Source organism: Halomonas shengliensis, from assembly GCF_900104135.1.
Classification (GTDB): Bacteria; Pseudomonadota; Gammaproteobacteria; order Pseudomonadales; family Halomonadaceae; genus Halomonas; species Halomonas shengliensis.
The window spans coordinates 238865-258144 of record NZ_FNIV01000002.1 but is presented as its reverse complement, the minus strand read 5'-3'; the positions used below and the strand labels follow the sequence as shown (position 1 = coordinate 258144).

16 protein-coding genes are annotated in these 19280 nt (G+C 66.9%); 9 read left to right on the top strand and 7 right to left on the bottom strand.

The window, feature by feature from the left end; translation table 11 throughout:
* Window positions 1-80: 80 nt before the first annotated feature.
* Window positions 81-2585, top strand: a complete 2505-nt coding sequence (locus BLP95_RS03750; RefSeq protein ID WP_089677087.1) for an EAL domain-containing protein — start codon at window positions 81-83, stop codon at window positions 2583-2585.
* Window positions 2586-2649: 64 nt separating this feature from the next.
* Here the strand turns inward: BLP95_RS03750 and BLP95_RS03745 are convergent, their stop codons facing one another.
* Window positions 2650-4656 (bottom strand): sensor domain-containing diguanylate cyclase, encoded by a 2007-nt coding sequence (locus BLP95_RS03745; protein ID WP_089677086.1) that lies wholly within the window; start codon window positions 4654-4656, stop codon window positions 2650-2652.
* A 64-nt stretch (window positions 4657-4720) separates the two neighbouring features.
* A complete protein-coding gene (gene ftsZ / locus BLP95_RS03740; RefSeq protein ID WP_089677085.1) occupies window positions 4721-5833 on the bottom strand; it encodes a cell division protein FtsZ in 1113 nt (370 codons plus the stop codon).
* A gap of 175 nt (window positions 5834-6008) precedes the next feature.
* Between ftsZ and BLP95_RS03735 the strand changes: the two genes are divergently transcribed.
* Window positions 6009-7889, top strand: coding sequence for a methyl-accepting chemotaxis protein (locus BLP95_RS03735; RefSeq protein ID WP_089677084.1), 1881 nt, complete (start codon window positions 6009-6011; stop codon window positions 7887-7889).
* Between the two features lie 12 nt (window positions 7890-7901).
* Here the strand turns inward: BLP95_RS03735 and BLP95_RS03730 are convergent, their stop codons facing one another.
* The 5 genes from BLP95_RS03730 to BLP95_RS03715 all read right to left on the bottom strand — a co-directional run bounded on the left by BLP95_RS03730 (window position 7902) and on the right by BLP95_RS03715 (window position 10548).
* A complete protein-coding gene (locus BLP95_RS03730; protein WP_245678674.1) occupies window positions 7902-9041 on the bottom strand; it encodes a methyl-accepting chemotaxis protein in 1140 nt (379 codons plus the stop codon).
* A complete protein-coding gene (locus BLP95_RS17065) occupies window positions 9042-9230 on the bottom strand; it encodes a hypothetical protein (protein ID WP_245678673.1) in 189 nt (62 codons plus the stop codon).
* A 141-nt stretch (window positions 9231-9371) separates the two neighbouring features.
* Window positions 9372-9836, bottom strand: coding sequence for a hypothetical protein (locus BLP95_RS03725; RefSeq protein ID WP_089677083.1), 465 nt, complete (start codon window positions 9834-9836; stop codon window positions 9372-9374).
* Complete coding sequence (locus BLP95_RS03720; RefSeq protein ID WP_089677082.1) at window positions 9833-10135, bottom strand: nucleotidyltransferase domain-containing protein; 303 nt, start codon at window positions 10133-10135, stop codon at window positions 9833-9835. Before BLP95_RS03720 ends, BLP95_RS03725 begins: the two co-directional genes overlap by 4 nt.
* Window positions 10136-10197: 62 nt before the next feature.
* Window positions 10198-10548, bottom strand: a complete 351-nt coding sequence (locus BLP95_RS03715) for a hypothetical protein (RefSeq protein WP_089677081.1) — start codon at window positions 10546-10548, stop codon at window positions 10198-10200.
* Window positions 10549-10705: 157 nt separating this feature from the next.
* Between BLP95_RS03715 and fliD (BLP95_RS03710) the strand changes: the two genes are divergently transcribed.
* The 7 genes from fliD (BLP95_RS03710) (at window position 10706) to BLP95_RS03680 (ending at window position 19277) form a co-directional block, all read left to right on the top strand.
* Window positions 10706-12109, top strand: coding sequence for a flagellar filament capping protein FliD (fliD, locus tag BLP95_RS03710; RefSeq protein WP_089677080.1), 1404 nt, complete (start codon window positions 10706-10708; stop codon window positions 12107-12109).
* Window positions 12110-12199: 90 nt separating this feature from the next.
* Window positions 12200-13597: a flagellar filament capping protein FliD gene (gene fliD / locus BLP95_RS03705; RefSeq protein ID WP_089677079.1), complete on the top strand. Its 1398-nt coding sequence runs from the start codon at window positions 12200-12202 to the stop codon at window positions 13595-13597.
* A 273-nt stretch (window positions 13598-13870) separates the two neighbouring features.
* The gene (locus tag BLP95_RS17170; protein ID WP_089677078.1) at window positions 13871-15394 is read left to right on the top strand and encodes a flagellin N-terminal helical domain-containing protein; all 1524 of its coding nucleotides are present in this window, start codon (window positions 13871-13873) and stop codon (window positions 15392-15394) included.
* A gap of 101 nt (window positions 15395-15495) precedes the next feature.
* A complete protein-coding gene (locus BLP95_RS03695; RefSeq protein ID WP_089677077.1) occupies window positions 15496-15705 on the top strand; it encodes a hypothetical protein in 210 nt (69 codons plus the stop codon).
* A gap of 125 nt (window positions 15706-15830) precedes the next feature.
* Window positions 15831-16445 (top strand): hypothetical protein, encoded by a 615-nt coding sequence (locus BLP95_RS03690; protein ID WP_089677076.1) that lies wholly within the window; start codon window positions 15831-15833, stop codon window positions 16443-16445.
* Between the two features lie 377 nt (window positions 16446-16822).
* Complete coding sequence (locus tag BLP95_RS03685; protein ID WP_089677075.1) at window positions 16823-17320, top strand: DUF3015 family protein; 498 nt, start codon at window positions 16823-16825, stop codon at window positions 17318-17320.
* 100 nt (window positions 17321-17420) lie between these two features.
* A complete protein-coding gene (locus BLP95_RS03680) occupies window positions 17421-19277 on the top strand; it encodes an Lnb N-terminal periplasmic domain-containing protein (protein WP_089677074.1) in 1857 nt (618 codons plus the stop codon).
* Window positions 19278-19280 lie beyond the last annotated feature (3 nt).

Sequence of the window (19280 nt, the reverse complement as noted above, 5' to 3'; positions counted from 1 at the left end):
TAACGGGAGAAGGATCGGTTAGAGTGGCCCGTCATGCATATTAGCTTGATTTAACTCAAGCCAATTCCAGACGAGACCCCATGACGCAAGAGCTCCCCGTAGACCGCATCATGCAGACCGGCCTGCTCACCTGCCGGCGCCACACCCCGCTGTGTGAGGCCGCCGCGCGAATGGCCGATAGGCGCTGCAGCGCCATGCTGGTGATGGAGGAGGGGCAGGCGGTCGGCATTTGGACCGAGCACGACTGCCTGAGCATCGACTTCGACGACCCCGCCGCCCTGAACGTGCCGATCGGCGAGGTGATGAGCCAGCCGGTGGCCAGCCTGCGCCAGGGCACCCCCATGGGCGAGGCGGCGCTGCGCTTCGCCAGCGAGCAGCGGCGCCACTTCCTTATCGTGGATGACCACGGCCGGCCCCAGGGCATCATCACCCAGACCGACGTGGCCCTGAACCAGGGGTTGGAGCCTTACCTGCGCCTGCGCGAAGTGAGCGGGGCGATGCGGGCGCGGCCGCTGGTGCTGGCCTGCGAGCTGAGCCTGGGCCAGGCGGTGCGCCAGATGAAGCGCGGTGGCTGCGATGCCGCCGTGGTGGATTGCGGCGGGCGCGAGCTCGGCATCCTCACCGAGCGCGACATGGTGCGCTTCGTCGCCCGCCATCCCGGCGACACCCCGATCGGCGAGCTGGCCAGTCGGCCGCTTTTGACCGTGCGTGAAAGCGATGCGCTGATCCATGCCCGTGACCTGTTGATCGATCACCGCGTGCGCCATCTCGGGGTGCTCGACGAGCAGGACGAGGTGGTGGGACTGCTGGGTTTCCGCGACATGCTGGCCGGCGCCGAGCACCTCTACCTCGAGGACCTGCGCCACGCCCTGGAGCAGCGCGACCAGGCCCTGGCCCAGTCGCGCCACAACCTGCAGCTGGCCGAGCGGGTGATCGACTCTTCACTCGAAGGCATCATCATCACCGACGAGCAGGCGTGCATCGAATTCGTCAATCCGGCGTTCACCCAGATGACCGGCTACACCCTGGAGGAGGCCGCCGGGCGCACCCCGGCGATGCTCTCCTCCGGGCGCCAGGACGCCGCCTTCTACCGCGAGATGTGGGACACCCTGCGCGCCCACGGCTACTGGCGCGGCGAGATCTGGAACCGGCGCAAGAGCGGCGAGCTCTACCTGGAGCTGCTCACCATCACCGCCATCCATGACGACGCCGGCGAGGTCTGCAACTACGCCGCCCTGTTCAACGACATCACCCATATCCGCGAGAACGAGGAGCGGGTGCGGCGGCTGGCCTACTACGACCCGCTCACCGGCCTGCCCAACCGGCGCCTGCTGGATGACCGCCTGGAGCTGGCGATCCGCCACGCCCACCGCCAGGAGAAGCGCCTGGCGGTGATCTTCCTCGACCTCGACCATTTCAAGCAGGTCAACGACGCCCTGGGCCATGCCGCCGGCGACGAGCTGCTGCTCAAGGTCTCGCGCCGGCTGCGCTCGCACCTGCGCGAGGACGACACCCTGGCGCGGCTCAGCGGCGACGAGTTCATCGTGCTGCTCAACGAGGTCGAGGAGCTCGACGAGGTGACCCGGGTGGCGCGCCGGCTGATCGACTCGGTGAGCGCGCCCTTCGACATCGAGGGCCAGGTATTCCGGGTCGGCTGCAGCCTGGGCATCGGCCTCTACCCGGACGACGCCGCCAGCCCGGCGGGCCTGGTGCGTTGCGCCGATTCGGCGATGTATCAGGCCAAGCAGGAGGGGCGCAACACCTACCGTCTGTTCCGCGCCGAGATGCACCAGCAGGACGCCGACCGCCTGCGCCTGGAGACCGCGCTGCGCGACACCGCCGAGACCGGTGAAGGACTCGAGGTCCACTTCCAGCCGCTGATCCACCGCGACAGCGGTGCGGTGCACGGGGCCGAGGCGCTGCTGCGCTGGCACCACCCCAGCCTGGGGCCGGTGTCGCCGGGTGAGTTCATCCCCCTCGCCGAGCGCTCCGGGCTGATCCTGCCCCTGGGCGAGCGGCTGCTGCATCTGGTCGCCGGTCAGCTGCGTCGCTGGCTCGGCCAGGGCCTGGCGCCGCCGCGCATCGCGGTGAACCTCTCGGCGCGGGAGTTCTGGCAGGCCGACCTGGTCAACCGGGTGCGCCGGCTCTACCGCGAGTATGACCTTCCCGCCGGGCAGATCGGCTTCGAGCTCACCGAGAGCGTGCTGCTGGACAAGCAGCAGAAGGCGGTGGCGATCCTCGAGGGACTGCGCGAGCTGGGCTGCCGCCTGGCCATCGATGACTTCGGCACCGGCTACTCCTCGCTGAGCTACCTGCAGGAGCTGCCCGTCACTACCATCAAGATCGACCGCTCTTTCATCCAGGGGTTGGCGGAGAGCCGCGGTAGCGCCGCCATCGTCGCCGGGGTGACCGGCATGGCCAAGGAGCTAGGGCTGCGGGTGGTGGCCGAGGGGGTCGAGACCCAGGAGCAGCTTGATGCGCTGTCGCGCTACCACGTCAACCTGATTCAGGGCTTCTTCACCGGCCGCCCCGTGCCCGCTGAGCAGTTCGCCCAGCGCTACCTTACCCGCTGCGCCTGGGCCTGACGGCTCGGGCCCATGCCTGCTGGAGGGGGCACGGCCCCGCTCAGGCCTCTGCCTATCTCTATCCCTATCCCGAGGCCACGCCATCGCGCCCCGCCGACTTGGCCCGGTAGCTGGCAGCGTCGGCCCTGGCGATCGCCGCCGCGGCGCTGGTATCCCCCGCCGCGAAGCGACTCACCCCCAGGCTCGCCGTCACTCGCCAGGCACGCCCATCCTGCTCGACTACCCTGATAGCGATCCGCTCTCGCAGGGCGTTGGCGATGGTCATCGCCTGGTCGAGCCCGCAGCCGTTGAGCAGCAGGGCGAACTCGTCGCCGCCCTGGCGTGCGGAGTGGTCGCTGGAGCGGGTCACCTCGCGGATCGCCTCGGCCACGCGTTGCAGCATGATATCGCCCAGGGCGTGGCCGCCCTCGTCGTTGATCGGCTTGAAGCGGTCCAGGTCGAACAGCACCAGCGCCCCCGGGGTGCCGGCCTTCTCCCAGTCGGCGAAGGCGTCCTCCAGCCGGCGCTCGAAGCCGCGACGGTTGAGCAGCCCGGTCAGCGGGTCGTGTTCTGCCTCCCAGCGGCGCAGGGCGTCGTCGTGGCGGCGCTGGGTGATGTCGCGCACCACCCCCACCAGGCCGATGACTTCGTCCGCCACCTCGATGGTGCTGGCGTGCACGTCGAGCCAGCGCTCGGCACCCTGCTCGTCCAGGTAGCGGAACTGGCGCTCGAAGTCGCGATGGTGGGCGAGGCTCTCCCGCCAGGCCGCCATCACCGGCTCGCGGTCGTCGGGGTGCAGGTGGCCGACCAGGCGACTCACCGGGGCAGGCGGCGCCAGGTGTAGAAGGGCTTCCAGCGCCGGGTTGACGAAGGTGATGCTCCCCGCGGTGTCGGTGACGAACATTGCCTGGGGCGAGGCGGCCAGGATGCCGCGCAGCACCGCCTCCTGCTCGTGGAGATGCTGGAGGGTGTCGCGCCGCTCGCCCTCCACGGCGTTGAAGGTGTCGATGATCTGGCGCAGTTCGCCCATGCGGGTGGGTATTGTCAGCTGCTCGCGTTGACCGCGCTTGAGCTCGCCGATCTGATGCCCCAGGCGAGTCAACGACCTTAGGGTTAGCCACAGCAGCAAGGCTACCAGTGGCAGCAGCAGGCCCAGGGCCAAGAAGGCACGGTCGCCGACTCGCTCTATGAGTCTCGCCAACGGGCCGTAGGCTTGCTCCATCGGCAGGTAGACCCCCACCACCCAGCGCGCCGGCCAGACCTGACGATAGGCGGTGAGGGCCTCGCCGCCGGTGGGCATCGCGCCTTGGGCCTCGCCCTCCCAGCCGTCCAGCGCCTGGTCGAGCCAGGGTCTGCCCTGGCGATCCACCGGGGTGATGGACCGGCGCTGGCGAGGCTGGTAGAGGCGCAGCCCCGAGGCAGTGGTGATGGTCACGACGCCATCGTCACCCAGGCGCAAATGGTCGAAGCCGTCGAAGAAGGGGCCTTCGGCGATGTCCACCAGTCCGCCCACGAAGCCGGTGTAGCGTCCGCGGGTATCGCGCAGCGGCACCAGCATCATCACCCGTGGCGAGCCGCTGACCCGGCCGACGAAGGGCTCGCTGACGTGGGGGCGCTTCACCTCGTGCATGAACCGGGCATAGGGGCGGTCGCCGACGTTCTTGCCTAGGCGGCCGGCATCGGCTGGCCAGTCATCGAGGATGCGGCTGTCGGTGTCCACCAGGATCAGGCCGTCGAACAGCCCCTCGAGATGCCCGGCGCCCTGGCGGGCCAGGGCGCCCTCTGCCGGGGTGGGGATGCGCCCGGCCAGGCGCTCCAGCGCAGTCAGCCGCTGGTTCACCTGCTGGGCGATGTCGTTGCGAATCAGCTCCGCCTCGTAACGCAGGTGCATGCGGTTGGTCTCGTCCACCAGCAGGGTGCCGGACTGCCAGCCGAAGGCCAGCAGCGTCAGGCAGAGCAGGGTCCAAAGCAGCGCCGCACCCAGCAGCAGCCGTCCGCGCAGCGAGAGCAGCTGGCGGGTCAGCGTCTTGAAGAGGGGGGCAAGGGGGAGGCGAGGGCGGTCGGTCGGACGACTTTGTGAAGAGTTGACCATATGATCATGGTGCCAGCCCGCAGGCGCCCCGCCAACGCGGCGGGGCGCTGAGGCACAGGCCGCGTCAGCGCTTGAGGTCGTCGAGGAAGCGAGTGATATCCAGCAGGTCCTCTTCGGCGGGCCCGCGAGAGGCGGATGCCGGGCGCCTGGGCTCGTCGGCGCCATGGCGCGCGGTGGCCTTGGCAGGGGTACCCGCCGCGGGCTCGCTCGGTGCCGCGCGTGCCACCGCAAGCCCCGTGGCCACCAGGGTCAGGCGCAGCTCGCCGCTCATCGCCATGTCGATGGCGGTGCCCGCCATCACCATCGCCTCCTCGCCGGCGAACCCCGCCACCAGCGCGCCGATTTCGTTGAACTCCTCCAGCGTCAGGTCCGGGCCGGCGGTAATGCTGACCAGCACCCCGGCGGCCTCGGCCAGGTCGGTGGCCTCCAGCAGCGGATGCTCGATGGCCGCCATCACCGCGTCGCGGGCGCGCTGCTCGCCCTGGCCGTGACCGGTGCCGATGCGCGCCCGCCCGGGGTGGCGCATCACCGCCGCCACGTCGGCGAAGTCGACGTTGATCAGCCCCGGCCGGGTGATCACCTCGGCGATGCCGGAGACCGCCTGGCGCAGCACCTCGTTGACCTCGGCGAAGGCGCGCATCATCGAGGCGCTGGGGCCCAGCGCCGGCAGCAGCCGGTCGTTGGGCACCACTACCAGCGAGTCCACCGCCTGAGCCAGGGCCTCCAGTGCCTGGTCCGCGGCCTGGCGCCGCCGGGCGCCCTCGAAGGTGAAGGGGCGGGTCACCACCGCCACGGTGAGCAGCCCCATCTCGCGGGCCAGCTCGGCGATCACCGGCGCCGCCCCGCTGCCGGTGCCGCCGCCCATGCCGGCCATCAGGAACAGCATATCGCCACCGGCCAGGCGCGCGCGCAGCACCTCGCGGCTCTCCTCGGCGGCCCGGGCGCCCACCTCCGGGTCGCTGCCGGCGCCGAGCCCGCGGGTGGTGTTTCGCCCGATGGGCAGCGCCACCTCCTGGGGCAGGGCGCCCAGGGCCTGACGGTCGGTGTTGGCGACGATGAAGTCCACGCCCGGCAGATGGCTGTCGAGCAGGTAGCGGATGGCGTTGCCGCCGCCGCCGCCCACGCCCATGACCTTGAGGCTGGCCGGGTACTCCTCGGGGGATATGACGTCGTTCATGCGCCTCCTGGTCGGTTCACCATGGGTGTCTCCTGCTGGATGTATCGGCTCGCCCGCCGCGGGCTGAAGGGCGTGAGACTAAAGTCTTGCCGCGCCTGGTCGATAGAGCAACGACTGCTGGCGCGTGGCACCCGCGCGCCGTTCGGCCCATTCCGCTCCACCCACGAGTGCGTCCATGTTCACATCCCTGAAAATCCGCCTGCTCATCGCCAGCGTGGCGGTGATCGTCCTCGCCCTGGTGCTCAACACCGCCGCCAGCTATCTCACCGTGAAGTCGCACAACGACGACCAGGTGGCCGGCAACCTGGCCGCCGTGGCCAGTGGCAACGCCCAGGCCATCGGCCAGTGGCTCGAGGCCCGCACCACCATGCTCGAGGCGGTGCCGGCCCCCGGCCCCGGCGAGGACCCACTGTCTGCGCTCAAGCAGCTGGCCGCCTCCGGCGACTTCCAGATGAGCTACCTGGCGCGTGCCGCCGACGGCGACACCACCTTCTCCAACGGCTTCCAGGCGCCGGCCGACTTCGACCCTCGCGAGCGCCCCTGGTACCGCGCCGCCGTGGAGGCCGGCGCCCCCATCGTCACCCAGCCGTACATGGATGTGGCGACCGATGAGCTGGTGGTCACCCTGGCCGCCCCGGTCGAACGCGGCGGCCGGCTGCTGGGCGTGGTGGGCGGCGATGTCGGCATCGGCACCATTATCGAAACGGTGGGCGCCATCGCCCCCACCCCGGCCAGCTTCGCCTTCCTGGTCGCGGCCGACGGCACTCTGATCGCCCATCCCGATCCGTCGCTGGCGCTTGCGCCGGTGGCCCGCCTGGGTGGGGCGCTCGACGCCGAGCGCCTGGCCACGCTCGCCGCTGGCGAGGCACCCCTGGCAGCAACCCTCGGCGAGCAGGCCGTGCGGCTCTTCGCCGAGGGCATCCCCGGCACCGACTGGCAGCTGGTGGTAGCACTGGACGACCACGAGGCCACCGCCGGCCTGCGCGGCGTGCTCTCGAGCTCGCTGGTCACCCTGCTGGTGGTGGCATTGGGAGCAGTGCTGTTGCTGGGGGCGCTGCTGCGCCTTGCCTTCCGTCGGCTGCTGGCCGCCCGCGACGCCATGGCCGACATCGCCAGCGGCCACGCCGACCTCACCCGTCGCCTGCCCGAGGCGGGGCGCGACGAGGTGGCGCAGATCGCCGCCGCCTTCAACCGCTTCGTCTCGCGCATGGAGGGGGTGATGCGCACCATCCGCGACAGCAGCCAGCAGGTGCGCCTGGCCGCCGGCGAGATCACCCACGGCAACCAGGACCTCTCGCGGCGCACCGAGAGCGCCGCCGCCAGCCTGCAGGAGTCCTCCGCCTCCATCGAGCAGATCAGCAGCACCGTGGGCCACACCGCCGATTCTGCCCGCGAGGCCAATGGCCTCTCCCAGTCCGCCGCCGAGGTGGCCGGTAGAAGCGGCGAGGAGATGCGGCAGGTGGTCGACACCATGGAGGAGATCCGCGACGCCTCCGGGCAGATCGCCGCCATCGTCAAGGTGATGGACGGCATCGCCTTCCAGACCAACCTGCTGGCGCTCAACGCCTCGGTGGAGGCCGCCCGCGCCGGAGAGGCGGGCCGCGGCTTCGCGGTGGTGGCCGGCGAGGTCCGCCAGCTGGCCACCCGCAGCGCCGACGCCTCCCGCGAGATCCGCGCGCTGATCGACCGCTCCGAGCAGAAGGTGGCGGGTGGCACCGCCCTGGTGCGCCAGGCCGGCGACACCCTGCGGGCGCTGGTGGAGCGGGTGGCCCGTGTCGCCGAGGTGCTCGGCGAGATCAGCGCCGCCACCGGCGAGCAGAGCGACGGCATCGGCCAGGTCAACCTGGCGGTGGCCGACCTCGACCGGGTGACCCAGCAGAACGCCGCCTTGGTGGAGGAGTCCACCGTCGCCGCCGAGCAGCTCAAGGAGCAGGCCGACCGGCTGGCCGAGGCGGTGGGCAGCTTTACCATCGGCGCAGCGGATCACGGGGCAGGCCAGCCGGCGCCGCGAGTGAGCCATGCGGCGAACCGGCCTTGGGTGGCGGAGCCTGCCTGAGGGGCGTGAGCCCTACGCCGCGCCCTGCTCGGCGGTGAGGCGATCCACCGAGGCGGTGACGTTGCGGGCGCCGAGCTGGATCTCGCTGACGATGTGCTCGATCTCAGTCACATAGCCCTGGATCTGCTCGCTCTTGGCCACCGCCGAGCGCATCTGCTCGCTGGCCTGGGCCACCATGGTGTCGTTGGTGTCGAGCAGGCCGCCGATCTGGCGCACCGCCTCGCCCGAGCGGTGGGCGAGCTGGCGCACCTCGCCGGCCACCACCGCGAAGCCGCGGCCATGCTCGCCGGCATGGGCCGCCTCGATGGTGGCGTTGAGCGACAGGAGGTTGGTCTGCTCGGCGATGCGCGCGATCTCCTCGGTGATGCCGTTGATATGCTGGGCCTGCGCCACCAGCCGCTGGACGATCTCGCGGGCCTGGCCCATCTCCTCCACCGAGGCCACGCACTCCTGCACTACGTCTTCCAGGCGCGCCATGCCGTTGCTGGCGATCTGCTCGGTCTGGGTGGAGGTCTCCTGGGCCGAGAGCACCGCGGCGCGGGTCGCCTCCGCGGCCTGCACGTCGCGGGTCACGTCGGCGGCGAACTTCACCACGCTCACCACCCTCCCGCCGGCATCCATCACCGGGTTGTAGGTGGCCTCCAGCCATAGCGGCTCGCCCGTGGCGGTGACCCGCTCGAACTTGCCGCGCCTGAACTCGCCCTGGGCCAGGCGCTGCCAGAAGTCCGGGTTATCGCGGTAGAAGGCCTCGCGGCAGAACAGGCGGTGGTGGCGCCCCTGCACCTCCTCCAGGGTGTAGCCGGTGGCGGCCAGGAAGTTGTCGTTGGCCGTCAGGATCTCGCCCTCCGGGGTGAACTCGATCACCGCCATGGAGCGCCCCAGTGCCTCCACCATGGCCGCCTGGGAGCGCATCGCCCTGTGCTTCTCGGTGATGTCGTTGGCGATCTTGACCACATGGGTGACGCGCTTGCCGGCGCGGTCGGTCACCGGCAGGTAGGTCGCCTCGATCCACACCTCCCGGCCCGTCTTGCCGAGCCGCCGGAAGGTGCCGGCGCGATGTTCGCCGCGCGCCAGCGCCGCCCAGAATTCACGGTACGCCTCGCTCTGCGCCTCCTCCGGCGAGCAGAACAGGCGGTGATGCTGCCCTACCACCTAGCTCTCCCGATAGCCCACCGCCGCCAGGAACAGTGGACTCGCCTCGGTGATGACCCCCTCGGGCGTGAAGGTGACCGTCGCGGAGTGCTGGTGCAGGGCCGCCTCCAGCGGGCGGCGGTTCCGCTGAGTCGCGGAACGTGACGCGGGTAGCGGCGAGGGGAGTAGGGAGACCAACGAGCTAAGCATGGACGGCGACCCTTATAGTGTAATGTTCTTGTACAGTGCTGAGCGAAAGTTTAGCCGCAGCTTACGCGTTGTACAAGAATTGTATCGTTATAGGGTTCCCGCCTTCGCCAGACGGCACAGAGGCCAGATGCGATACATGGCTCAGTCGCGATAGCGGGCGGAAAACGCCTGAGCATGCTCGAGCGTGGCAAGTAGGTGGTGTGAGAGTTCGAGGGCCTTGTTGAGCAGGCTGGCCTGGATCTCAGGATCATCGGGGTAGTCATACGAGAACTGGTTACGCATCTCGCGAAATTGGAGCCACTCGGACGCTGAGGGGATCGCGCCGATCTTCTCGAGACGGTTCAGCTTGTCGATAAAGGTCGGGAAGCTGCCTGGCTCCTTGGTCAGCTCCAGGATACCGGGTAGCAGCTTGGCCCCCATGGCATCCTGAAGTTTGGAGAACCGCATGATGAACTGGTCCACCACGGCGAGTTGGACATCGGATAGGTCGGCCAGGCCCCCTGGGGTGATTGGGAAAAGCGGTTCGAGCGTGGCCATGGCCCAGCGCAGCCGCTCCGCGTGGCGCTCGCAGATCGTCAGTGCCCCGTCGAAGGCATCGGTCGTCACAGGCTGACTCCTGTTTCTCGCGCGACACGATGGATCGGGAGTTGCGGTCCGCCGGGCCGCTGGATCACCAGGTCGATCTTCTGCTCGCCTATCTGGCAATGGATCTCGGCGAGCGCATTCAGCTTCGCCGCGACGATGTCATCACCCTGCGCCAGGTTTGTCTCGACAAGAAGGTCGATGTCGCCGCCGCGCGCGCTGTCGTTCGCTCTGGAGCCGAACAGCCAGACCCGCGAGTCATCGCCGAAGTGGCGCTTCAGTGCCGACACGATGATGGCTCGCTCCCGTTCGCTCAGTCGCATGGCAAGGGCCTCTTGGTGTGTCTTGCCAGTCTAGCATGGGGCCAACTACGCCGGCCCCAGCCTCAGCGCTTCAGCTCCTGGGCGCGGCGGTAGAGCTGGCGCACCCGGGCCACGGCGGTGGCCTCGTGCTCATCCAGCGGCAGGGTGTGGCGGCTCTCGCCGGCGTTGCCGCTGCGCTCCGCCTCCACCGCCTCGGCGTGGCGGCGCAGCAGGTGCTCCAGGTTCATGCGGATCATGGTGCGCTCCAGCTCGAACTCCGCCTTGAAGGTCTTGAGGCGCTCGCGCACCTCGGGGTCGGTGGTCATCATTAGGCGGGCGGTCAGGGTATCGCTCACCGTGGCCTCGGTGGCCTTGAGCTTGGGCACCAGATCGTAGAGCAGCTCATGGGCGGTGATGGTCTCGTTGCTGGGCAAGGTCGGGCTCCTCGGTGGGTCGGTGGAAAATCGGCTGAATGGGCTATCGGCCTCCGGCCCCTCGCCTTGAGCCGGGGACGATCGATGTTAAAGTTCGGCCTCGGGCAGCCGATGCCCATGGGCAAGACACACATTCACCCGCCAAAGGCAGTGCGTCATGGCTAGCATCTCCTCGCTCGGCATCGGTTCCGGGCTCGACCTCAACGGCCTGCTCGACCAGCTCCGCGACGCCGAGCGCGGCAAGCTCGAGCCCATCGCCGCCCAGCAGCAGCAGCAGGAGTCGCGCATCTCGGCCCTGGGCTCGCTGCAGTCGGCCATGACTCAGTTCGACGACAGCGTGGCCAACCTGCAGAACGCCTCCCTCTACGAGAGTCTCTCGGCCAGCGGCGGTGGGGAGACTCTCTCCACCAGCGTCGATGCCAGTGCCCAGCCGGGGAATTACAACGTCGAGGTCAACGGGCTTGCCACCGCCGGCACCCTGGCCAGCCAGCGCATCGTCGCCGAGCCCGATCAGGCGCTCACCGACGCCGAACGCACCCTGACCCTCGAGTTCGCCAACGCGCCCGAAGGCGAACCCACATCGGTGGACGTGACCGTGGCCGGCGGCAGCACCCTCGGCGATATCCGCGATGCCATCAACGCCAAGGAGGGTGTCGGCGTCACCGCCAGCGTGATCAACGACGGCGAGGGCTCGCGGCTGGCGCTGATGTCCAGCGAGACCGGCGAGGCCGCCTCCGTCACCGGCATGACCTTCGAGACCGACTTCTTCGTCACCGATCCCGCCGTCACGGTGAGCGACCCGGCAGACGCGGTCGAAGGCGTGATCGACAACGGCGGCCAGGATGCCGCGCTCTCCATCAACGGCATCGCCATCACCAGCGCCACCAACCAGGTGGAGGAGGCGATCCAGGGCGTCACCCTGGACCTGCAGGCCGAAGGCAGCGCCACCCTGAGCGTGGAGCAGGACACTCTTAAGGTGCGCGAGGCGGTTTCCGGCTTTGTGTCGTCCTTCAACGAGCTCAAGGGCACCATCGGCGAGCTGACCGCCTACGACGCAGAGACCGGCCAGGCCGGTGAGCTCAACGGGGATCGCACCGTGCGCACCGTGGAGTCACGGCTGCGCAGCGTGCTCTCGGGCGGCGTGCCCGGCGGCGAGATCGGCATGCTCAGCGAGGTGGGCATCAGCCTGCAGCGCGACGGTACCCTCGAGCTGGATGAGGACGCCCTCTCCGAGCAGGTCAGCGGCAACATGGCCGCCCTGGGCGAGTTCTTCGCCGGGGGCGAGGCGACCACCGGCATGGCCGGGCGCGTGGGAGAAGCCCTGGGCCAGATGCTCGACGACAGTGGCCTGGTCTCGCGTTCCATCGAGGGCGCCGAGGGTCGGCTGGAGCGCCTGGGCGAGCGCTACGCCCGCATGGAGCAAGGCGTGGAGCGCACCATCGACCGCTACCGCACCCAGTTCGGTCAGCTCGACGGCATGATCGCCCAGATGAACCAGACCAGTACCTACCTCACCCAGCAGTTCGCCAACCTGGACGCCCAGCTCAACCAGGGGAACTGAACGGCTGGCGGCAGGGGTTAAAGTTTCCCTCCGCCTGGTCGATACTCCTTGTCAGGCCCGTGATGGGTTTCGACACAGGATGACATTCCCATGGCAACCATCTCCTCCCTCGGCATCGGCTCCGGCTTGGACCTGAACGGGCTGCTGGATCAGCTGCGTGATGCCGAGCGCGGCAAGCTCGAGCCGATCAAGGCGCAGCAGGCGCAGCAGGAAGCGCGCATCTCGGCCTTCGGTCGGCTCCAGTCCGCGCTCACCACCTTCCAGGAGAGCGTGGACAAGCTCAACGACGCCTCGCTCTACCAGAGCCTCTCCGCCAACGTGCGTGGCGAGGCCTTTACCGCCAAGGCCGGTAGCGAGGCCCAGCCGGGCAGCTTCAGCGTGGAGGTGGGGAAACTGGCCACCGCCGGCACCCTGGCCACTCAGCGCGTCGCGTCTGCTGACCAGCCCATCGTGGATCAGGCTGCGCTTGACGCTAGCGCCGGCAAGCTGGTGCTGAACTTCGTCGGGGGTGATGTGCCGGTGGTCAAGGTGGATATCACTGCTAACAGCACTCTCGAGGATATCCGCGACGCCATCAACGCCCGCGATGATGCCGGTGTCTCCGCCTCCATCGTCCACGATGGCAGCGGTTATCGCCTGGCGCTGAACTCTAAGGAGACCGGAGCCGAGGCGTCCATCGATAGCACCAACTTCGAGGATTTGGTTGTTGGCAACCTGGCGACAGAGCCGGGTGCTATTGTCACTCAGACCGGCCAGGATGCCGCCCTCAAGGTCAACGGCATCGACATTACCAGCGCCTCCAATACCGTGGAGGGCGCCATCCAGGGGGTGACGCTGACGCTCAACGCCACCACCGCCGAAGGCCAGCCCGATACCCTGCGCGTGGAGCAGGACACCCTCAAGGTGCGCGAGGCGGTCTCAGGGTTCGTCAAGGCATTCAACGAGCTCAAGGACACCATCGGCACCCTCACCAGTTACGACAGCGAGAGCGGACAGGCCGGCGAGCTCAACGGTGACCGCACCGTGCGCACCATCGAATCCCGCCTGCGCGCCGCGCTCTCCGGCGGGGTGGGGGAAGGCGAGCTACGCATGCTCGGTGAGGTGGGCATCAGCCTGCAGCGCGACGGCACCCTGGAGCTCGATGACGAGGCTCTGGACGAGCTGGTCAGCGGCAACATGGCCGCTCTGGGCGAGTTCTTCGCCGGTGCCGACGAGGCCGGCGGCCTGGCCGGGCAGGTGAACGGCACCCTCTCTCAGCTGCTGGACGACAGCGGCCTGGTCAATCGCTCCATCGAGGGCGCCGAGGGCCGCCTGGAGCGCCTGGACGAGCGTTATGGCCGCATGGAGCAGAGCATCGAGCGCACCATCGAGCGCTACCGCGTGCAGTTCGGCCAGCTCGACGCCATGATCGCCCAGATGAACCAGACCAGCGAGTACCTCACCCAGCAGTTCGACGCCCTGGACGCCCAGCTCGGTCGCAAGAAGTAAGCCTTCCTTCCCGCCGCACCCCATCGCCCCGGCCACCCGGCCGGGGCGATGCCGTCTAGCCACTTGCTAGGCCCCGCCAGGCGTTGTGCCGTGTCAAGGTTTTCGACCCCCGGCGGCAAAAAAATGGTGATCTTCCCCTAAAGTCCTCCCCCCGGCCGCCGTTATAGAGAGTAACGGCCAACGGCGCCGTTGTGGCAGGCCCGCTGGGCCTTTGGGTAAAACACGCAGCGGGCCCGCCATTGGAGCCCTCAACAGCTTGGAAGGAATCACACCATGTCAGTGATCAATACCAACATCACCTCCATGATCGGACAGCAGAACCTGTCCAAGTCCCAGAACAGCCTGCAGACCTCCATGGAGCGTCTGAGCTCTGGCCTGCGCATCAACAGCGCCAAGGATGATGCGGCCGGTCAGGCCATCGCCAACCGCATGACCGCTCAGATCACCGGTCTGGCTCAGGCTCAGCGTAACGCCAATGACGGTATCTCTGTCGCCCAGACTGCTGAAGGTGCCTTGAATCAGGTAAACGATAACCTGCAGCGAATCCGTGAACTGTCTACTCAGGCTGCAAACGGCACCAACTCTCAGGATGACCTGCAGTCTATCCAAGACGAAGTTGCCCAGCGCCTTGAAGAGATTGACCGTATCTCAGGAGAGACCAACTTTAACGGTGTTAAAGTTCTTGCGGCTGATCAAGATATTAAAATCCAAGTTGGCGCCAACGACGGTGAAGATATTGAAGTTGCTCTTCAGGAGATTAATGCTAACACCCTAGGTCTGAAAAATCTTGATCTTAAAAACCAAGTCAGCTCAGATTCTCTGTCAGAGGTAGGCAGCGATGGCAGTACGCTGACAGAAGCAGTTGCTGCAACCACTGTGGAGTTGTCCTACAGTGGTGCCGAACCTGGCGCGGCCACGTTCGTCGTGGGTGATGATGGTGAGTTGTATGCTCAGATTGGCACAGATTTATATGACACCACGCTCGATACTGATGCGGGGACTGTGAGCTATAATTCTACTACTGCTACAGCATCAGGCGCTTCTGCAACGGCATCTGATAGCTTTGTAGATGGCGATGGTAATGTTATTGAATTAGCGGATATTGCCAACAATTATTCTTCTTCTGATGGTGCTAATCCAACATTTAGTGTCTACACTCAAGATGCTGGTGCAGGTGTTGTAGTTTCGGATGGAACCAGCACTTGGACAATTGATGGCACAAATAATACGATTGATTATGATACTGGTGAAGTGGTACTTGGGTCAAAAGACGGCAGTGCAGTAGCTGTTGGTACTGGTTATACAGAAGCTACATCCGGTAATGTGTTAACCGTTGCTGGCACTGCAGAAGTGACTACCGATCTTTCATCAGTTAATTCTGAGCTTGATGAGGGCACAAACACCTTGATGAAAGGTGAAGATGGTACTTACTTCGTAAAAAATGAAAATGGCGATGAGACTACTTACCATAATGCCACTGTGGATATGGAAACTGGTGTAGTGACACTTGGCGAGCAAGCAGTAGTTGACCCTCTAAAGTCTATCGATTCTGCTTTGAATCAGGTTGACAGCCTTCGCTCCGACCTTGGTGCCATCCAGAACCGTTTCGAGTCTGCTATTACCAACTTGGCAACGAATGAAACCAACCTGTCTGCCGCCCGTTCGCGCATCGAAGACGCAGATTATGCGACAGAAGTAGCGAACATGACTCGTGCGCAGATTCTGCAGCAGGCTGGCACTTCCGTACTGGCACAGGCCAACCAGATCCCGCAGAACGTGCTATCTCTGCTGGGTTAATCTGAAGCCCTTGCGCCAGACCTTGGGGAAGGCGCTCTTCCCCTTGGTTTTCAACGAACCGGCTCCCATCGTGGGGCCGGTTTCTTGCTTCTGGAGATAACATGACCGTGGATGAGCATCAGCGGGTGATCGATAAGCTTCAAGCCGTCATCGATGATACCCAGCGAACTATTGATCATTTCGCGGCCACCGGTATGGAGACCGAGATGCCGAAGGAGTACGACAGGCTGTTGCCCATTCTCGATGACGCCGTGAACCAGCAGCGGGCGCATACTCTGGCCATGCTGGGTAGATCGATGGATACGTTATAAAACGATGTAATCCATTGCTTTCTCGTCTTGTTTAGCTTATCACTTAGCCTGCTTGGTTTCGCCCTGGAGCCTTGCGAGGCCCAAGGTGCCTTCCGAAAAGACATGGAGCTGTTGACGAGAGCCCAATGGATACAACGACGACGTTGCTGCTGGTCGCCATCATCGCGATGTGGATCAGCCTCAATTGCGGCCTGGTGCTGGTTTACCTTTTATGGAGCGGACAAAGCCTGTGGCCGCCGGGCGGTATGGGGAAAAGCCGCCGGGCGAGCGTACCCGCCGGCGCGGGCACCGTTGCGAGAGAAGCGTCGCAGGCCCCGGTGCTGGTGGATGAACAATCGGGAGCCTGGGGGCTGCTGGTGGTGTTCGATAGTCCCTCGGCAGGCTTGAACCTGAACATCGGTAACGTGCTGGCGGCGGCGGGTGCGGTGTTCGAGAGCGAGACCCGCTCGTTCACCATCGCAGGTGTCTCACCGCGAAACCCGATTCTTGTCGCCAATGCCTATCCCCCGGCGTCCCTGCCTTCGTTCAATGACCATAGCAGCCAGTGGCCGATCAAGGGCCTGAGCATTCGTATCCTGAAGGATCGTCGCTCCTCTTCACCCAACAAGCTGCAGCTCGTGCGGCTGGTGGCACTGGCCAGGGATCTGTCGCGCCTTGGGGCTAACGTGGTCGACGCACAGAACCAACCGATTACCGAAGCGGGGTTTCAGGCCGTCATCGACGGCAAGGCGAAGTTCTGAGCCGGGGGAGGGATGGTGGCGTCGCGCATTCCGCGCCATGCTCCCCATATTGATGCCCAGTCAGGCGTGGCTTTATCAACTAGGTGATGTGCCCCAAAATCGGGCGCATAAACTGACCATGCTGGATGCCTGATCCTCTCCCTGAGCCTTCGACCATTGTCGCCTTCCCAATGGCTTAATCCGCTTTATTCCGTGTATCCGAATGTGTAAAATTGTAGCCGGTTCAAAGGGAGCTTGAACTCGCCGCATGGACCATCTGTGGCCATCAATTCCATGGCGAGCCCTCCAGAAAAGTGCAACGAATATCGGGAGTCGTCGGCCCCTCCCGGTAGCAAGAAGAACGAGGCCGGCATCTGGAAACAAGGGAACTGAAACGCATGAAATTCGCAACCGTCTCCGCCGCCGCACTGGCCGGCAGCCTGATGCTGCTGGGCGCTACCTCTGCATCTGCTGCCACCAATGATGATATCAATCCCTGGCAGCACTGCGGCATCGGCGCGGCCATCTTCGACGAGAACGGCACCGCCGCCGCCATCTCCAACGTGATCTGGGACCTGGGCACCACCGCCGTGACCTCCGCCACCGTCTCCCCCGAGACCTGCAGCAGCAAGGAAGTCGAAGTCGCCCAATTCGTCGACCAGACCTACGACCAGCTGGCCATGGAAACCGCCATGGGCGAGGGCGAGCACCTCACCGCGGCACTCGGCCTGATGAACTGCGGCGCCGAGGCCCGCCAGGGCGTGGTTAGCCAGCTGCGTGCCGATCTGCAGGAAGCCAGCGCCGTCGCCGGCTATGCCGACCAGGCGCACGCCGACAAGGCTTACGGCTTCTACACCAGCCTGAACCAGGCCGCCGTGGACTGCAGCGCCAGCTAAACGCTTGCCCAGGCAACGCCTTTAGCGTTTCGCGGGGTCGGGCACCGTCCGACCCCGCATCGATACAAGCCTCATCCCGACTTCCCGCAAGGATCTCGCCATGCGACGCCACCTGGTGACGCTGATGGCCCTGCTGTGCCTGCCTGTTGCCGGCGCCCAGGCCGCCGAGCGCACGCTTCACGACCATCCCCAGTGGCAGTCGCTGCTGCACTTCGACCGCGACGGCATGTTCCGCGAGCCGCGCAGCGCGGTGCTGAGCGAGGCCTTCTTCCTGGCTGATAACGGCGCCTTCGATCCCGCCGTCGAGCTCGAGGCCACCCTGGCCGCCCTGCGCCAGGCCCCCCGTGACGGCGAGCCCCACGCCAGCTGTCGTTTCCCCGCCCGGGCGCTGTGGCTGACCCGCATGACCGGCGAGACCTGGCCCGTGGCCGAGTGCCCGGAGTGGGATGCGTGGCGCGACCAACACGCCGGCGCCGAGGCGGGGCTGATGTTCGCCTCCGGGTATCTCGGCAACCCCGCCTCCTTCTTCGGCCACCTGATGCTGCACCTGGAACCGTCCGCGGACGGGGAGGGCGAGTCGCTGACGCGGCTGCTGGATACCAGCCTCAACTTCGGCGCCGATGTGCCGGAGGAGGACGGCCTGATCCCCTACATGGCCAAGGGGGTGTTCGGCGGCTATGAGGCGCGCTACTCCCGCGCCCCCTTCTATCGCAATACCGCGCTCTACTCCGAGCGCGAGATGCGCGACCTGTGGCACTACCGCCTGGCGCTGCCCGAGGCCGACCGCGAGCTGCTGGTGGCCCACCTGTACGAGGTGATCGGCCAGGACTTCGACTACCTCTTCCTCACCCAAAACTGCGCCTCGCGTATCGCCCGCACCCTGGAGCTGGTGGTGGAGGCGGACCTCACCCCCGGCAACGCCCCCTGGGTGGCGCCGGAGGACCTGGTGCGCGCCATCGGCGAGGCCGAGGTCGACGGCCGCCCGCTGCTGGAGGAGACCCGCCACGTACCCTCGCGGCGGCTGCAGACCGAGTGGCGATACCTGGCGCTCGCGCCCGAGGAGCAGGCCGCCGCAAGTGCGGTATGGCCGGAGGTCGAGCGCCTAAACCTCGAGGCGCCGGTGTTCCAGGCGCTTAGACCTCAGCGCCGCGCCGCGGTGCTGGATACCCTGCTGGGCCATGCCGCCTTCCTCGAGCAGACCGGCGACGAGCCGGGCCTCGCGGAGATCGAGCGCCGCCTGCTGCAGGCCCGCCTGGCGCTGCCGCCGGGCAGCGAACCCTTGGCGCCTGGCGAGCAGGTGCCGCTGCACGAGGCCACGCCGCCGGCGCGGGTCAGCGTGGCCGGCCTCTATAACCATGAGTTTGGCGGCGCCGCCCGCCTGACCCTGCGCCCGCTGCAGTACGATCTGCTCGACGCCAACGCCACCCGCATGCCCAATGCCGCGCTGGAGATCGGGCGCACCGAGCTCGACCTCACCGACGAGGGCCCGCGTCTGCGGCGTCTCGCGTTTTTCCATGTCACCAACCTGCACGCGCGCAGCGTGCCGCTGCCGGCGCTGCCCGACGTGGCCTGGCACGCCTCCGCCGGCATCGAGCGTGGTCGGCTGGATTGCGAGCGCTGTCTGGAGGGCCACGCCACCCTGCTGGCCGGCAAGTCGCAGCGCCTGGGCCGCCACCTGTCGTTCGCGATGATCGGCGGCCGGCTGCGCAGCGAGCGTCACCAGGCCGGCCCCGTCGCGCCGATGGCGCAACTCGGCGTGCTCAGCCACTGGGGCACCCGCCAGCGCAGTCTGGTGCAGCTCTCGCATGTGGATGCCCTCAAGGGCGAATCGGGCCGCCGCACCCGCTGGCGGCTCCAGCACCGCTTCAGCCTTGGCAAGACCCTCGATCTGCGCGCCGGGGTGGAGGGCGATGACGACGCCCATGAGCTCAGCCTGGGGATGTCGTGGTACTTCTGAAAC

Bases quoted from the DNA above. Each gene is read 5' to 3' on its own strand.
- BLP95_RS17170 (WP_089677078.1), top strand. From the start codon at position 13,871: ATGTCAGTGATCAATACCAACATCACCTCCATGATCGGACAGCAGAAC.
- BLP95_RS03680 (WP_089677074.1), top strand. From the start codon at position 17,421: ATGCGACGCCACCTGGTGACGCTGATGGCCCTGCTGTGCCTGCCTGTT.
- fliD (WP_089677079.1), top strand. From the start codon at position 12,200: ATGGCAACCATCTCCTCCCTCGGCATCGGCTCCGGCTTGGACCTGAAC.
- BLP95_RS03690 (WP_089677076.1), top strand. From the start codon at position 15,831: ATGGATACAACGACGACGTTGCTGCTGGTCGCCATCATCGCGATGTGG.
- BLP95_RS03685 (WP_089677075.1), top strand. From the start codon at position 16,823: ATGAAATTCGCAACCGTCTCCGCCGCCGCACTGGCCGGCAGCCTGATG.
- BLP95_RS03695 (WP_089677077.1), top strand. From the start codon at position 15,496: ATGACCGTGGATGAGCATCAGCGGGTGATCGATAAGCTTCAAGCCGTC.
- BLP95_RS17065 (WP_245678673.1), bottom strand. From the start codon at position 9,230: ATGCTTAGCTCGTTGGTCTCCCTACTCCCCTCGCCGCTACCCGCGTCA.
- BLP95_RS03720 (WP_089677082.1), bottom strand. From the start codon at position 10,135: ATGCGACTGAGCGAACGGGAGCGAGCCATCATCGTGTCGGCACTGAAG.
- BLP95_RS03735 (WP_089677084.1), top strand. From the start codon at position 6,009: ATGTTCACATCCCTGAAAATCCGCCTGCTCATCGCCAGCGTGGCGGTG.
- BLP95_RS03745 (WP_089677086.1), bottom strand. From the start codon at position 4,656: ATGGTCAACTCTTCACAAAGTCGTCCGACCGACCGCCCTCGCCTCCCC.
- ftsZ (WP_089677085.1), bottom strand. From the start codon at position 5,833: ATGAACGACGTCATATCCCCCGAGGAGTACCCGGCCAGCCTCAAGGTC.
- BLP95_RS03750 (WP_089677087.1), top strand. From the start codon at position 81: ATGACGCAAGAGCTCCCCGTAGACCGCATCATGCAGACCGGCCTGCTC.
- fliD (WP_089677080.1), top strand. From the start codon at position 10,706: ATGGCTAGCATCTCCTCGCTCGGCATCGGTTCCGGGCTCGACCTCAAC.